The organism is Candidatus Nitrotoga fabula, assembly GCF_905221025.1.
Lineage (GTDB): Bacteria > Pseudomonadota > Gammaproteobacteria > Burkholderiales > Gallionellaceae > Nitrotoga > Nitrotoga fabula.
Map to the genome: position 1 here is coordinate 1 of NZ_CAJNBL010000036.1, position 1,814 is coordinate 1,814.

Genomic DNA, 1,814 nt, shown 5'->3' on the forward strand with positions numbered 1-1,814 from the left:
CTTATCACTTCTGAACGATCCGGAGACACCCCGAACCGAGCATCCCAGATACATCGACAATATTGCCTGGTGCGACCGGTAAGAAGGTTCAAATCTGTTCGATTTGCGCGAAAAACCGGGATGCATGGAAGCCACTTGCATCCCGCACAGCAGAACCAACTCACATGATGGCGGATAGTCACAAAGCAACCTGTCCACCATCTGTCATATTTCCCAATTAACCTGGGCCTACCCAGCTCCTCCAGTTCCCCCAGTTCCTCCAACTCCCCCTGTTGGTCCAGTTTCACCTGTTGCTCCCGATGGCCCTGTTGGCCCGGTTGGCCCGGTTGGCCCGGTTTCTCCTGTTGCGCCCGTTGACCCAGTTGGTCCAGTTTCACCTGTTGGTCCCGTGGGCCCGGTTTCTCCTGTTGGTCCCGTGGGCCCAGTTTCTCCTGTTGGCCCACTGTCATCAGGAATTTTTGCAGTAATTCCCACTTTCGCCACAAGATTTACAAAACTCATGGATTCATAAGGTGCCAATACAACAAAATTTTCTGCGTCAGTCATAATTTCTACCCTTAAACAAATGAATTTTACATTCTAAACCAATGGAATTAGTCTAATCTGCTGTATCTGCTGGCACTACCGATATTCAAAGTGCTTCCTATTTGTCCTAAGTAAGGCAATAACTACAATTTCAGGTGATATATAGCCTGGTAGTTAAGGCGTAATATTAACAACGTAAAAACTGATGGTTCAAATCCACCAGCTATCACCACAAATCTGCTTTGGCTACAAACAATCCAAATACTTCAATACAATAAATCAATATATTATGTAGCAGAAGAACAGTAACAAAGTACATTTGCTACCGCACAAAGACAAGTAAATGCAATCATTACCTTGTCCATAGAAGAAATCAATGCTTTAAAATACTCGATCGCCTAAATGCCTCAACTGGACGGGCTAAGGCAGGCTGGCATTTGAGTATAACTTAAAATAGCTTACGCACTTGATTCAATACCCACTGAGTTTCGGGATTTCCTTCATATAAAGGGTGCCAAATGAGATTTAACCTAAAACCTGGAAACCCTTTAGGCGGCTCCAGGAGACAGAGGGAAAAATGATTCATTAGCTTTGTCGCAACGCGGAATGGAACACTCAGTAGGTAGTCGCTTCCGCTGACAATTTGTGCAGCTACCCAATAACTTCGCGTCGTTACTGCGATAGATCGTTGTACCCCCTGCTCGGCAAGCCAGGTTTCCACAATATTCGTTCGCAAACCCAAGGGCGAGGGATAAACATGACGTAATTCCTCGAATTGTTTGAGGTTTAAATGCTGACTGGTTGCCAACGGGTGGTCCTGACTGACTAGGCAAACCAGCCGGTCACTGATCCAATTTTCAGAGCGCAATCGCTTGGAATGTTTGCTGTACACCTCTGTGCCAATGATCAAACTGAGCTGTCCGGTTTCTAATAAAGGCTCGGGGTCCTCTGCTGTTAGCATATGTGCAATAAGCTCAACATGTGGCGCTGACTGGCGTAGGCACGCCGCTAACGCCGGTAGAACGATATTCTCGCTGTAGTCATTCATACCAATAATAAATCGTGCTCGCGAGGTGTCTGGTTCAAAGGGCTGTGCGGGCTGTATGGTACGAACCACTTGTTGCAGGATGGAGCGCACTGGCGCTTCCAAAGCAAGGGCGCGTGGCGTCGGTTGCATCCCTTTGGCACCGCGCACCAGGATGGGGTCCTCAAGCATCTCACGTAATCGCTTCAGTGCATTACTCATGGCTGACTGGCTTAGAAAGACACGCTCAGCCGCCCGAGATACA

The 1,814-nt window shown here is 47.7% G+C and carries 2 protein-coding genes; both read right to left on the minus strand.

Annotated features, from left to right (window positions below):
- Positions 1-287: hypothetical protein (locus KJA68_RS08300; RefSeq protein WP_213036472.1), on the minus strand; the 287-nt coding region annotated here is incomplete at its 3' end.
- Positions 288-973: 686 nt separating this feature from the next.
- Positions 974-1,814, minus strand: an 841-nt coding sequence (locus KJA68_RS08305; protein WP_213036473.1) for a LysR family transcriptional regulator, incomplete at its 5' end; no start/stop codon positions are given.